Source organism: Streptomyces sp. IMTB 2501 (genome assembly GCF_001953885.1).
Taxonomy (GTDB): domain Bacteria; phylum Actinomycetota; class Actinomycetes; order Streptomycetales; family Streptomycetaceae; genus Streptomyces.
On the sequence record NZ_MQUS01000010.1, the window covers coordinates 94,934 to 108,756 of the forward strand.

The window sequence follows — 13,823 nt, forward strand, 5'->3', positions numbered from 1 at the left end:
ACATACGTCACGGCTGCCCGCAACGCTCACTGCTGTCCCCAGCTCAACTGCGGCGGCACCGACAGCTGATCTACTACAAGATGTAGGAGATAGGGTGAGTGCAGGGGTGCGCAGAGGGGGAGGAGTCACCGATGACACCAGGTCCCATGGCCGTCGCAGGGATGCTGGCACTGGATCCGCACGCGATGCTGGCGAGGTTCGGAGCCTGGGCGGTCTTGGTGGTGGTTTTCGCCGAGACCGGACTGCCCGCCCTCGGTGTTTTCCTGCCCGGGGACACGCTGCTCCTGCCGGCCGGGCTGGCGTGCTCGCTGAGCACGCTGGGTACAGCCCGTTTGCCGTTGCCGCTGGTGCTGCTGTGTGCGGGGGTGGGCTCCATCGCGGGGGCGCAGACCGGGTTCTGGCTGGGCCGACGTGGAGGGCGGTCGACTCGGTTGCGTCGGCCGGAGGGACAGGGGCAGGCCCGCATGCGGCGAGCTGAGGAACTGTTCACACGGTACGGACCCCGGCGGGCGGTGGTGCTGGGGCGGTTCGTGCCGGTGGTGCGGACCCTGGTTCATCCAGCAGCCGGGCTGCTGGGTATGCCGACGGCGTCCTTCATCCTGTGGCAGGCGATCGCCGGACTCGCCTGGTCACAGTCGCTGGTCTTGGCCGGTTACGCACTCGGCGAGAGCGGGCGGCGGGGAACGGTGTACCTGGCTCCTGCCATCGCCGCGGTCGTCGCCCTCGGCCTGCTGCCCCCCGCTGTCCAATGGGTGCGTGCCCGCCGAACCAATGGTCGTCGGCCGTAGCGGGTCGTGCGATGTCCCAGGCGGACATGCCCTCTTGGTCCCGGTCGGATGCCGGACAGGCGTAGCGTCCGTGACGTTGATGCCGATCAGGGCGGCGACCTGCGCCCGCGCCCCTTCCAAGCCCCTTTGACAGGGGGCGCGGAAGAACGCTGGTCAGATGTGGGCAGTACCGTTTCGGCTGCACCCCGGTCGACGGCCGTGGCGGCGCCGTAGTCCAGACAGGCCGGTCCGCGGACAGGCCCGGGATCCGGCGGAAGGGCGCTGATCATGCCGTGCCCGGTCGGCGAGCGGCCGCACCGGCTTGGACGCGGCAGTACGCGACGACCTCGGCTTCCTGTGGCAGTTCAGTGATCCGCCCCACCGGCTCATCGACAGGGATGGGCTCGACGCGTCCGCGCGGTTAGTCGAGAGTGACCTCCTGAGGGATGCCTTCGCCCAGGCAGGTGTCCCGTGCGGCAGGGATCCTGGCCCGCTGAGTTCTGTCCGGCGGATCATGTGACCAGTAGGCTGCGACGATGGAACGCTTAACCGACGTGCCCGAGAGCAGCGCCCAGCCTGCAGATCCGGCTCAGGCGAATGACTACGACAGCTTCGCCGAGGCGTACTCGGCGGAAACAGAGAACAACCTCGTGAACGCGTACTACGCGCGGCCCGCGATGTTGGCCCTCGCCGGAGACGTGGCCGGTCGCCGGATCCTGGACGCCGGCTGTGGCTCCGGCCCCCTGTCCGCCGCACTGCGCGACCGCGGTGCCATCGTGACCGGCATCGACGCCAGCGCCGGGATGCTGGCGCTGGCCAGGAGGCGGCTCGGTGACGACGTAGCCCTGCACCTGGTCGACCTGAGCGACCGTCTGCCGTTCGCCGACGGTGCGTTCGACGACGTGGTCGCGTCGCTGGTCCTGCACTACCTGGAGGACTGGGGGCCGACGCTGGCTGAGATACGGCGAGTGCTCAGGCCCGGCGGCCGGCTGATCGCGTCGGTGGACCACCCTTTCGTGGCCTACACGATCGAGGATCCTCGACCCGACTATTTCGCGACCACCAGCTATACCTTCGACTGGACGTTCAACGGGCAGCCCTACCCGATGAGGTTCTGGCGCAGGCCGTTGCATGCGATGACCGATGCCTTCACCGCCGCCGGCTTCTCCCTTGCCGTCATCAGCGAGCCGCAGCCCGACCCGGCCGCCCGTGAACTGTTCCCCGACGGCTTCCATGATCTGTCGACCAAAACCAACTTCCTGTTCTTCGTCGTCGAGGTACCGCCGTCGGCTACCGGCTCGGACGACTAGCCAGTCGCGGATCACGGGCGGGGTCCAGAGCCGGACCAAGGCGACGATGACGCTGCCGTGGAAGACGGATGCGCGTTTGTCGAACCTCGCGACCACAGCCCGCAAGTTCTTCTGAGTGTTGGTGGTCCGCTCCACTTCGTTCCCGCGCTAGCGGATCCTCATGCCGAAGCCGGCGGGGCCGCCGCGCTCGCTGCCACGGGCTTGCCGGTTGGCCCGCTGATTCTTCGGCTCGGGGACGGTGTGCTTGATCTGGCGTCGTCGTAGGTGGCGACGGTTACGGCGGACGAGTGCGCGTTCTCGCCGCCGAGGTGGTCGGGCCGGGTGTGCGGGTGTCCGTCCTTCGGCCGGCCGACGCGGATGCGTTCGATGACCGGGATGAGGGGCGGGGCGGCATCGCCCCACGCGAGGTCGAGCGGACGATCAACAGGCTCAAGAACTTCCGGGCCGTGGCCACGATCCTTGCCTCTCGTCGGCCACCGTTGAGAAGGTGGACGCTGCGCTCTGCCGGTCGCGGCTCTGAGTTTGCTATCAGTCCTTACAGCATGGTGACTTGGAGGCACAGGCGTAGGAACCTGGCGCTGGGTGATCAGGCTTGTCCCCGTATCCGAGAGTTTCGGGCTTCCGTTGTAGTGTCGTGCGGGTCGGGCGTGAAACAGCAAAGGCCGTCACAAGGGGACAAGTACGCGACGTGCAGATACCAGCGAAGGCCGCAGTCGCCTGTGGTTGCGGGACGATGGCGCCAATTGGGCTGCCAGTCGCTTATTTCGCCCCTTCGGGCGGAGGTGAACGGAGCCGCCCTGCGACTGGGGCGACGCGCGCGATCCGGGGCAGTCCTGTGAATATCAGTGCGAATTCCCGGAGTGGAGCGCGTGTCACTGCCAGGCCCTGCCTCGCCGTCTGGCAGTCGAGGGAACACGACACAAGCGGCAGCCCACGCCGACGGCCTCGCTCACACGGCCATGCCCTCGTGACGTGGGCAGCGTCGAGTCTGGCATTGCCTGCCGACACCGGGCTTTCCCGGACACTTCGCGTACGGCGATCTTATGTGACGCAATGTGGACAACATGAGGATCGGCCCTACAACGCTCGCCGCGGAGTTCGTGGCGTCCTGCGTCACATGCTTTGTGCCGACGACAACGGTGCAGCGGGAGCGCGCCGTGTTGAACGAGGCACGCGAGGTGTTCGGTCTTGGCCCGACCTGGAAGCGGGGACAGACCCCTGCCATGCGGTGATCAGGTCCGTGCCCCTGGACGATCGGAAGATCACCCAGGTAGCGCGGCCTTACGAGTACCTCCACAAACGCGTACTTGTGCAAGCTGATACGGCTGACCGTCTGGAAGGGCGGCGCGGTGCCAGTCATCGACGGGCGTGGTGCGGCCATTGGTGAGGGCGACACGTGTGTGAAAGAGCCATGACCCGAGTACTACCCAGAGGCCGATCTTGACGATTGACAACAACGAATGGATTTTGCGGCCTGTAGCCCGGGGCAGGGCAGTCGCGTACGCGGCTCGGACGAGTGACGGCCGCCTACGGCCGCGCGCCGCGTTGTGGATGGCGGGGGCAAGTGTCTTCCTGTACGGGCTGGTCGGTGCGAGCGCGCCCAACCCGAACACGCTGAGGGCGCCGATCACCTGGCTCCGGCTGCCCGCCATGTCCGGCACCGTCTCCGAGGTGGCCGTCGCTGTCGCCACCGTGCTGTCGTGTCTCGGGACGCTCGGTCTGCTCCATGCTCACAGCCGAGGTTGGAGCCCCGATCCCCGAACTCTGTTCCGCGCTGGTGCGCTGGCCGTGCTCCTCTTCGCGAATCTCACCCCGGTCGGCTCCTCCGATACGGCTAGTTACGCCGCCTACGGCCGTATCGCGGCACTCGGTGGAGATCCGTATGTGACGACCCCTGCCCAACTGGGCGGAGCCTACGCGCATTTGGTCGGCGATGCCTGGCGGAACTCCCCGTCGGTGTACGGACCGGTCGCCACGTGGTGGCAGGCTGCTGCCGCATTCGTGGGCGGCAACCAGCCGTGGCTGACGATATGGGTACTGATGCTCGCGAACGCGGCCGCCTTTCTGGCCGCCGGCTTCCTGTTGATGCGGATGGCCGACGATCCGGTCCGGGCCGCGCTCCTCTGGGGTGCCAATCCGTTGCTGATCGGCGTGCTGGTCGGGGGTGGGCACCTCGACACCGTCGTCGCCGTGCTGGCAGTCTGCGTCGTCGCCTTGGCGCGCGGCGCTACCGGAAGGCGCCGGGACCTGACCGTCGGAGGCCTGGTCGGCCTGGCCTGCGGCATCAAGATCAGTGCTGCACTGCTCGGTGTCGGGGTGCTCTGGCTGCTGCTCCGACGCGGCGACTGGCGGCGGGCTGCCGACGTGGTGGGCGCGGCCGCGCTGATGTTGGCAGTGCTCTACGGCATTTACGGCCTGCATGCCTTGGACCCGCTCACCAAGGCCTCGCACATGGTGTCACGGCCCTCATTCTGGGCTGTGTTCGAAGACTTTGCGGCCGCTGTCATCGGGAGTGGCGCGGCCGCGGCGAGTGTCAGTGTTCTGTGGCCGGTGCTGATGCTCGGGCTTGCCCTGGTGCTTCACCGGCACGTCCCCACAGGGGCCCCTGCCGTCGTCACCGTGCCATTCGTGCTCTCCTTCGCCTGGATCATCGCGGCTCCATGGTCGATGCCGTGGTACGCGGCTGTCGCCTGCGCTCTGGCGGCACTGTTCTGCCCCGTCCGCCTGTCGCGGCTCCTCATGGTGGCCACCGCCGGCCTGGCCCTGGTCCACAACAGCGGCGGTCACGGCTGGTGACAACGCTGTTGTCGGGGTGGAGTCGGGCATCGGTATCTGAACAGGGACAGACCGGTCCCGAGGGCACCGCATCGGTCCATGCGGCAACTCCTTGAGGTGGGGAACGTGACGTTGAGTGGGGCGACTCTTGTACCAGCCAACGCAACCCTTGGTGTGCTGCTCGCCGCTCTGCTGTTGGGCGCGGCGGCAGTCGCGGGCTGGTTCCATCTCGATCCCCACCCGCACAAGAGCCGGGCTCGGGAGATCCTCGTTGCCGGCTTCCGTGCCGCCGTCCAGCTCGCCGTGGTCTCGGTGGTCATTGCCTGGGCCGTCAAGTCGGTGCGGGGGCTGCTCGTGTTCCTCGTCGTCATGTTCGTGGTGGCCGTGCGCACAGCCGGACGGAGAGTCACGGACAACCACACTTGGTGGCTGACGGCCGCCCCGATCGCGGCTGGCGTGGTACCGGTCGTCGCGGCACTTCTTGTCACCGGGCTCGTACCGCTCAAGGGCGTCGCCCTGATACCCGTGACAGGCATCCTCATCGGTGGCGCACTCACCGTGACCGTACTCGCCGGACGGCGTGCTCTGGACGAGCTGTCCCAGCGTCGTGGTGAGGTGGAAGCCGCCATGGCGCTGGGACTCTCGAACCGGGACGCGCGGATGGAAATCGCACGTCCCGCGGCCTCCGACGCTCTTCTGCCGGGCCTGGACCAGACCCGCACGGTTGGACTGGTCACGCTTCCCGGCGCGTTCGTCGGAATGCTCCTGGGAGGGGCCGGTCCCGTGAGGGCGGGAGCGGTGCAACTGTTCGTCCTCATCGCACTCATGGCCGTGCAGGCCATAGCGGTGGCGGTCACCCTTGAGCTCGTCGCCCGTCACCACCTGTACCGCCCGGCGCCGGATGTGCACACCGGGTCACCGCGCAAGGCAAGGAAGTTTCTCAAGGTGCCGACGCCCAGCCGTCCACGTGAGTAGTCGACCGTGTCGCTGTCAGGCGGCTCCGCACGTCGAACTCGGCATGTGCCTGACGGAACCAGGCAGCGCTGTCGAGCCGTCCTGCCGCGGCTACTCGGGCCCCGTAACGTGCGCAGAGGTCGGCTGGGAGACAGACCCTGCCCAGCCTCACGACACGGTGACTGAGGTGATCGACCTGAGCCGAGCAGACCTGGATCCGGCGCGCCGGGGGACTCAAGGGCGGCATCCATGTCGCAGCGCTGGCCGTCCCACGCATCGAGGACACAGCCGACCGCGCCACGCACGTCGAGGACGACCCGGCAGGCCGGACCGTCCACATCGGCGCATCCGACCTGGTCCGTCTCACGGGCCGGATGGCCATGTACGAGAACCGACAGGGTCTCGGTCGGAAGTATCAGCGGAGCGCTCCGGACCTCGGCGGTGAGGCGGGAGACCACGCCACCTACTGCCGGGCGCTGCGCGGTATGACCCTTCGGGCAACCCACCTCGGCTATGGCAAACAGGGACTCGAACCCGCCGACTCCGCCGCCGAGGCAGCCCCCGGCGCAGGGCCGCGCGTGGTCGCGTTCCTCCGAGGCCGGCAGGCCGCCGCCGCGCCGATGACCGGGGACCGGCTCACCGCCCTCGCCCGGCTCTGCGAGACCGGGGACTGCCTGTCGCAGGCCGACAACCGGCGGGACGCCTTGGGCGGATACGACCGGGCCGCCTACTCCTTCCACAAGACACACGCCAGGTGACACCTGAAGCACCCGGAGGGATCCGTCCAGGCGTAGCACCGCTCCAACTCGGTCCGCTCCCCGCCGGAGGGTCAAGGGCGTCTGCACTGCCTCGTGGCGATCGCTGAGCGGCAGTTCCACATGCGGCACGGGGAAGCCGCATGCGGTCATGGCCGGGCACGTCCCGCCAGTTCCTGGACGCCGCGCACGCTGCGGTAAGCAGGGAGATTCGTGAGCATGCTCTTCAGGTGCTCGGCACCGCGAAACCTCTCGCCTCGGAGGGGTTGGTCCGCTGGCCGGTGGTCCCTGGCCAGGAGCCGCGCGACAATCCCTGTCAACAAGCAAGACCCGGCACAGAAGCCAGCCGTCCCCCGGCCGTCGGCAACGCTGTTGTGCCCATCCGGGGGCCGGGAGGTTGTCCGGACATGACCACCCGAACGGGCGCGACGTCCCGCGGACCGGTGGTCACAGCGTCGACAGGTCAATGGCACGGTCGATGTCCTGCGGCTGGAGCACGCGCAGGATGCCTTCGAGCAGGTAGTAGTCGCCGTAGGGGAGGGAGACCTCGATTCCGTCCTCGGCCGGCCGGTTCCGTGTGCAACGGGCGACTATCGCCTCCGCCCTGCTGGACTTCCTCGTCAGACATGTCTCCGACAGTGCGGTGAGGATCCGCAGGGCGACTTGCCGGTAGTCCTGCCTGCCGGTCGCGGCGGACAGGTCGAGAAGACCGCAAGCCATGACCGCACCCGCTGACGCGTCCTTGACGTCATACGGCTGTTGCGGTGCACGGTAGTCCCACACGGGCACATGGTCCGAACTGAGCGCCCCCACCGCGAAGTCGGCGAGTCTGCGTGCCGTGGACAGGAACTGCTGATCGCCGGTACGGCGATACATCGTGGTGAATCCGTAGATGCCCCATGCCTGCCCGCGGGACCAGCAGGAGGCCGGGCTGTAGCCCTGGACGGTGTTCGGGCCGATCGGCGCGCCCGTTTCGGGGTCGAAATCGAAGACGTGGGGCGTGGAACCGTCCCGGCGCGGAAAGACCCGTTGCGCCGTCCTGGCATGCTCGACGGCGACGTGCAGGTATTTCTCGTCGCCCGTCTGCCGGCTGGCGAAGGCCAGCAGATCGAGGTTCATGATCGTGTCCATGATGATCCGGCCTGCGTTGTTCGGGTCGTTCAGTGCTCCCCATGCCCGGATGAAGTGGCCGTGCGGGTTGTATCGCTGGATCAGTGAGCCGGCCGCCTGTATCGCGCCCGCGCGCCAGCTGTCGTCGCCCGTCAGCCGCCAGGCGGTGACCCAGGACGGATAGAAGAGGAAGCCGAGATCGTGGGTGCTCGTGTCGTACCGGCGCGGTGCGAGCTTGCGGGCAGAATCGAGGGCCAGCGTGTGGAATATCTCGTCCTTGCTGTGGAGATACGCCATCCACAGCGTTCCGGGCCAGAATCCGCCCACCCAGTCGCCGTTCTGGGAGAAAACCCATTTCTCGAACTTCGTGCCTACGGGAAAGGCACTCACCCCCGGAGCGACGGCGCGCAACTTCTCCACCGCGTAGTCGGCCGCCGCGCGCAGCGCGGGCACAGCCGACGCCGAGCCCTGGCCGCCGGACGCCGCCACGGCCTGCGCGGACGGGGCGCCGGTTGCGGTGGCGCCGGCTGCGACGGTGAGCACAGCGCGCCGGGAAATGCTCATGGAGGGCCTCCAAGTAAGCAGTACGGCTGGGGCGTTGAGCAGCGAGTCTGGCACGGGAGTGGTAACGCCGTACACCCATGTGTGTATAGTTCATGGATGTGAACGACACGCGACAAACTGATGGATAGTCATGTTCCCTATTTGGCAAGGATATTGGCGGGACCTTGCGGCTATCGGCGCGGCGGATGTCTGTTGTCTTCCGTTCCCTGAGCGTTCAACTGGCTATTGCTGTGAGTGTCGTGTGCCGTCCCTAGGGTCCCTGAGGGTTTCGAAAGAAGGGGCTCATGGAATCACTCCTCGCGATCCGGGCACGGGGGATCACCAAGTGTTTCGGCGATGTCGTCGCACTCGACGGCATCGATCTGGATGTGGCGCAGGGACAGATCCACGGCCTGGTCGGACCGAACGGTGCCGGCAAGACGACGCTCCTCGGGCTCATGCTGGGCCTGGCCGTGGCCGACGGCGGCCGGCTGGAGATCCTCGGCTCGCCGGTGGGCCGGACGTTCGCCGCTCCCGACGGCGTCGCCGGGTTCGTGGACGGGCCGGGGCTCTACCCCTCGCTCACCGCCCGGCAGAACCTCGCCGCGCTGGCCGCGCTGCGCGGCCAGGACGTGCGCACGGCAGGGGTGGACGACGCGCTCGAACAGGTCGGCCTCGCCGACGTCGCCGACGACCGGGCCCGCGGCTTCTCCCTGGGCATGCGTCAACGGCTGGGACTCGCCGCCGCCCTGCTCACCAAGCCCAGGCTGCTCGTGCTCGACGAGCCGTCCAACGGCCTCGACCCGGCAGGCAAGAAACATGTGCACGGGGTCCTCGCGCGGCTCGCCGCAGAAGGCACCGGTGTCGTGCTGTCGAGCCACCGCATGGACGACCTTGAGGCACTGTGTTCCGAGGTCACCATCCTCGCCACCGGGCGGATCGTCTTCTCCGGTCCGCTGAGCAAGCTGGCCGCCGAGAACCGCGAACTCGACTACCGGCTGGTCGCCTCCGACCCACAGGCCGCCCGCCGGCTGGCCGCCGACACGCCCGGTGTGCGCGTCGTCGACGACGCGGGAGGACGCCACGGCGCCGAGGTGCTCGTCGTACGGGCGTTGACACCCGCCCTCGACGAACTGGTGGTGCGACTGGTGCGGTCGGGCCTCGCCCTGCGTGAGCTCGGCCCCGTGGTCTCCCCACTGGAGGCCGCGTTCCTGGCCCTCACCGAGCAGCAACTGCAGGAGACCGAGGCCCGGCCGCGGGGCGCCGACGCCCAGCCGCAGATGACCGAAGCCCGGCCGCAGGAGCCCGACACCCAACCCGAGGGCACCGACGCCCAGCAGCAGGAGGCCGGCCGATGACCGCGTCCGCATCCGCGACCGCCGTAGCCCCCAACCCCGCGCCGCACGCCGGCTCCCCCCGTGTCTCTGTTGCGCGCGGCTACCGCTTCGAACTCGTCAAGCTCGTCTCCCAATGGCGGGTCCGCCTGCTGGTCCTCGCCTGCTGGATCGCGCCGGCGCTCTTCGTCGCCGGAGTGAGCCAGCAGAGCACCCTGCCCGCCGACACCCTCTTCGGCCGGTGGATGCTCGCTACGGGCTGGGCCGGACCACTGGTCATCCTCGGTTTCTCGGGCACCTGGGCGCTGCCGCTGCTGACCTCCGTGGTCGCCGGTGATGTGTTCGCCTCCGAGGACCGGCTCGGCACCTGGCGGCATCTGCTGGTGGCGATCCGCTCGCCTCGTCGCATCTTCGCGGCGAAGGCGCTGGCGAGCCTCACCGTGATTCTCCTGCTCGTGGTCGGGCTGGCCGCTTCGAGTACAGTCGGCGGCCTCCTGGCGGTCGGCAACCATCCCCTGGTCGGCCTCGACGGCCATCTGCTCTCCCCGGGGGACGCCGCCGGCAAGGTCCTGCTCGCCTGGGTCTGCGTACTCGCCCCGACCCTCGCCCTCGCCGGGATCGGCCTCCTCGGGTCCGTCGCACTGGGGCGGTCGCCGATGGGACTGCTGCTTCCGGCGGTCGTCGCCCTCGCGATGCAGGTCGCCCAGATGCTGCCGCTGCCCGTCGCCGTACGACTCGCCCTGCCCAGCTGGGCGTTCATCGCCTGGAACGGCCTGTTCACCAGCCCCGCACAGCTCGGCCCGCTCGTCATCGGCATCGTGGTCAGCCTGGTGTGGGCCGTGATGGCGACGCTGATCGCCTATCTGCTCTTCCTGCGGCGCGACTTCACCAACCTGACCGACGACGGATCGGCGCGCCGCGTGGTCACCGCCGGGCTGCTGCCGCTCGCCGGGCTGGTAGCCGTCACGGTCGCGGTCGTCGCCGTGACGACCGGTGCGACCACGGGCTCCGGGATCCAGCAGGACAAGGTACAGGCCTCGCTCGCCGAGGATTTCGCCCACCTGTACCGCATGCAGACCGCTCAACTCAACCGCCCGGCCGTCACCGAGGCGCAGCTGAAGTCCACGGCGGCCTGCACCAAGGGCGACGTCACGGACGACGCCGAGGGAGCGGGCAACGACTGGCGTTGCGTCGTCTCCTGGCATCTGCCCGGCGTCCAGGCCACGGGACAGGCCATCTACCAGCTCGACATCACCGCAGACGGGCGGTTCGTGGCCGACGGCGACGGACCGAAGGAAGTGAACGGCTACTTCCTGGTGCGGACCCCCACCGGAGACGCACCGAACCCGCTCTGGCAGTTCGACGGCCACGTCGACCTGCTTCCCGCCACCGCGAAGGGATGACTCCTCCATGCAGGTAACTCGCCGCCGCCGCCAAGTCGAGAAGGAATACTTCGACCTGCTCGGCAGACGAGTCGGCCGACGGGCGACGCTGGTCACGGCATGCATCACCACGGTCGCCCTGGCCACCGGAACCGCTGTCGCGTCCACACGCCAGTTCGGCACCGACCAGGTCGGCCAGGTCACCGCCAAGGGCCAGGTCGTCGCCAGCGACCAGTACATCTCCCCCTACGGCAACCGCGTCGTCCTCAACGACGGCAAGATCATGTCGTCCACCGTCAGCCCGGACGGCAGCCACCTCGCGGCCGCGGTCACCGACGGCGATGCGGCGCTGGTCGTCGTGGACCTCGGGACCGGTCAGATCAAGCAGCGCGTCGGCGCCAACGCGGCGGACGACCTGCGCATCAGCAGCGGGTCCGTCGGCCAGGAAGGACCGACGTACTCGCCCGACGGCAAGCAGCTGTGGCTCGGCCAGACCGACGGCTACACCAAGTTCACGGTGAACGCGGACGGCACGCTCGCCAACCCGACGACCGTCAAGATTCCCGCTGACGGCAGCAAGCACGCCCTGGTGGCCGCGGCGGTGTTCTCGGCGGACGGCTCCACCGTGTACTCCGCGGTCAACGGCCAGAACAAGGTGGTCGCCATCGACGCGGCGACCGGGACCGTCAAGCAGAGCTGGTCCGTGGGCAACGCCCCGCGCGGCATGGTCCAGGTCGGCGACAAGCTCTACGTCAGCAACGAGGGCGGTCGTCCGGCGAAGCCCGGCGACACCACGATCAACTCCTACGGCACCCAGGTGCCGGCCAACCCGAAGACGGGTGCCACCACCACCGGCACGGTCAGCGTCATCGACCTGAAGGACCCGTCCGCCGCCGTCGGCACCATCGACGTCGGTCTGCACCCGACCGCCGTGTACGCCAAGCACGGAGCGGTGTTCGTCACCAACACCGCGGACAACAACGTGTCCGTCATCAACACCGCCAAGGACAAGGTCGTACAGACCATCTCCACCCAGCCGTGGCCGGAGGCGTCCGTCGGCTACGAGCCCGACGCGGTGACGCTCACCGACGACGGCCACCTGCTGGTGACGCTCGGCCGCGCCAACGCCGTCGCCGTCTACCGGTACACCTCCCCGCAGGAACCGGTCAGCTACGTCGGCCTGCTCCCCACGGACTACTTCCCCGCGGAGATCACCACCGTGGGCAAGAAGGTCGTCGTCTCCAACACCCGCGGTATCGACGCCCGCCGCCCCGACAGCTCCGGCGGCCACGCAACCCATGACACGACGTCCAGCCTGACCCAGTTCACGCTGCCCAGCGACCGGGTCATCAGGGCCGAGACCGCCAAGGTCTTCCGGCAGAACGGCTGGACCCCCGGCTCGGTCAGGCTGGCCAAGGGCACGCGCCACGCGCAGCCGGTGCCGGTCCCGCAGCGGATCGGCGACCCCTCGACGATCAAGCACGTCTTCCTCATCGTCAAGGAGAACCGGACCTACGACCAGGTCTACGGCGACATACCGAAGGGCAACGGCGACCCGTCGCTGACGCAGTTCGGCGAGAACGTGACGCCGAACCAGCACGCGCTGGCCGAGCAGTTCGGGCTGTACGACAACACCTACGACATCGGCACGAACTCCGCCGAGGGCCACAACTGGCTGATGCAGGCCGACAACCCGGAGTACACCGAGTCCTCGGCCGGTGAGTACGCGCGCAGCTACGACACCGAGGACGACGCTCTCGGCCACCAGAAGTCGGGCTTCCTGTGGAGCGGTGCGCAGGCGGCCGGCAACAGCGTGCGCGACTTCGGCGAGTTCCAGCAGTTCCTGACCAAGCCGGCGGACGCGAGCTGGCAGAACCTGTACTGCGACGCCAAGAACATGGCCGCGACCGGGCAGGGCACCGCGTACCCGCTGAACTCGTCCTCGCCGATCCCCTCGCTCAACAGCGTGTCGGTGCCCGGCTTCCCGAAGTTCGACACCAGTGTCCCGGACGTCTACCGGGAGCAGATCTGGAAGCAGGACTTCGAGAAGCACGGTCCGGCGAACCTGAACATGTTCTGGCTCTCCAGCGACCACACCGGTGGCCCGGCGAGCCCGGCCGCCCAGGTCGCCGACAACGACCTCGCGACCGGCCGGATCGTCGACAAGATCTCCCACAGCAAGTACTGGAAGGACTCGGCGATCTTCGTCGTCGAGGACGACTCCCAGGCCGGCCTCGACCACATCGACGGCCACCGTGCCCCGATCCAGATCATCAGCCCCTGGGCCCAGCACGGCACCGTCGACGACCACTACTACTCGCAGATCACGTTGATCCGGACCATCGAGCAGATCCTCGGGATCCACCCGATGAACCAGAAGGACAGCGCGGCCACGCCGATGACCGGGGCGTTCACCCGGAAGCCGGACTACACGCCGTTCACCGCGCTGCCCAACCGGACCTCGCTGACCGACGGCCTGACGACCCCGCCCTCCTGCGGCGTGGACAGCCCGGCCGCGCAGGACCCCAAGGCGTCGGTCGTGCCGTCGGCGAAGGTGCCGGCGGACAAGCAGTCGCTCGTGGCCCAGTGGAACGCCTGGAAGTCGCAGCAGCGGCTGACCGGCACCAACGCCGTGCCCGACTACGCGAACCCCGCGCAGATGAACCACCTCACGTGGTACGAGACCCACAACTGGACCAAGCCGTACCCCGGTGAGAAGAAGATCTACGCCCCGAACGACGTACCGGGCGCGTACATCCCGTCCGCGGAGAACGACGGCTGACGCAGCCTGACCCGGGCAGAGGGCCCTTGGCCGGCATCACCGCCGGCCAAGGGCCCTCGCCGTCTCCGGCCCGGTGCGGGGTTGGCCACCGCCCGGGACGCGTTTGCCCGG

9 protein-coding genes are annotated in these 13,823 nt (G+C 68.6%); 8 read left to right on the top strand and 1 reads right to left on the bottom strand.

Translation table 11 applies throughout. The annotated features are described in order from the left end of the window. Positions 1-131 precede the first annotated feature (131 nt). The 5 genes from AV521_RS18980 (at position 132) to AV521_RS49335 (ending at position 6,564) form a co-directional block, all read left to right on the top strand. Positions 132-788, top strand: a complete 657-nt coding sequence (locus AV521_RS18980) for a DedA family protein (protein WP_256725607.1) — start codon at positions 132-134, stop codon at positions 786-788. A gap of 515 nt (positions 789-1,303) precedes the next feature. Beyond that, entirely contained in the window at positions 1,304-2,077 is a 774-nt protein-coding gene (locus tag AV521_RS18990) for a class I SAM-dependent methyltransferase (protein WP_076089658.1), read from the top strand. A gap of 1,650 nt (positions 2,078-3,727) precedes the next feature. Then, positions 3,728-4,873: a hypothetical protein gene (locus AV521_RS18995; protein WP_143658623.1), complete on the top strand. Its 1,146-nt coding sequence runs from the start codon at positions 3,728-3,730 to the stop codon at positions 4,871-4,873. A 78-nt stretch (positions 4,874-4,951) separates the two neighbouring features. Continuing rightward, a complete protein-coding gene (locus tag AV521_RS19000; RefSeq protein WP_079249305.1) occupies positions 4,952-5,827 on the top strand; it encodes an ABC transporter permease in 876 nt (291 codons plus the stop codon). 464 nt (positions 5,828-6,291) lie between these two features. After that, positions 6,292-6,564, top strand: coding sequence for a hypothetical protein (locus AV521_RS49335; RefSeq protein WP_179023218.1), 273 nt, complete (start codon positions 6,292-6,294; stop codon positions 6,562-6,564). Between the two features lie 444 nt (positions 6,565-7,008). On the opposite strand, the gene AV521_RS19010 is transcribed toward AV521_RS49335, so the two are convergent. Beyond that, a complete protein-coding gene (locus tag AV521_RS19010) occupies positions 7,009-8,235 on the bottom strand; it encodes a glycoside hydrolase family 88 protein (RefSeq protein ID WP_179023220.1) in 1,227 nt (408 codons plus the stop codon). Positions 8,236-8,519: 284 nt separating this feature from the next. On the opposite strand from AV521_RS19010, the gene AV521_RS19015 reads away from it, so the two are divergent. From AV521_RS19015 to AV521_RS19025, 3 genes are read left to right on the top strand one after another with little or no spacing between them, the layout of a single operon-like run. Continuing rightward, on the top strand, positions 8,520-9,572 hold the full coding sequence (locus AV521_RS19015; protein WP_079249306.1) for an ABC transporter ATP-binding protein: 1,053 nt from the start codon (positions 8,520-8,522) through the stop codon (positions 9,570-9,572). Then, positions 9,569-10,951: an ABC transporter permease gene (locus AV521_RS19020; RefSeq protein ID WP_076089662.1), complete on the top strand. Its 1,383-nt coding sequence runs from the start codon at positions 9,569-9,571 to the stop codon at positions 10,949-10,951. Before AV521_RS19015 ends, AV521_RS19020 begins: the two co-directional genes overlap by 4 nt. A 7-nt stretch (positions 10,952-10,958) precedes the next feature. Further along, the gene (locus AV521_RS19025) at positions 10,959-13,712 is read left to right on the top strand and encodes an alkaline phosphatase family protein (RefSeq protein WP_076089663.1); all 2,754 of its coding nucleotides are present in this window, start codon (positions 10,959-10,961) and stop codon (positions 13,710-13,712) included. Positions 13,713-13,823 lie beyond the last annotated feature (111 nt).